A 254-nucleotide genomic window follows, 5' to 3' on the forward strand; every position below is an offset into this window, starting at 1 on the left:
TCATAGGCCCGATCCATGAGGTTGAGACGGCCGAAGCCGATTCTTGCGCGTAATGTCGGATGGATGCGCACTTCGCCGCGTTGCGGGTCGCGGGCCTCCATCACATAGCGTTCGCGCCTTTGCGGATCGACCGGATCGACCATCGCGATCGGATAGACGCCCCTGCGGGCCGCCTTGAGGACATCTGTGGAAAGATCGGTGGCGAGAATGCTGTAGTCCGGCGCACCGTTGGCTTCGCGATAATCCTCTATCAC

General features: G+C 61.0%; 1 protein-coding gene. It reads right to left on the minus strand.

Translation table 11 applies throughout. From position 1 onward, the window contains the following. Positions 1-254: CheR family methyltransferase (locus ACPYOG_RS20035; RefSeq protein WP_481295855.1), on the minus strand; the 254-nt coding region annotated here is incomplete at both ends.

This window comes from Leifsonia sp. HAY1-4F (genome assembly GCF_056755275.1).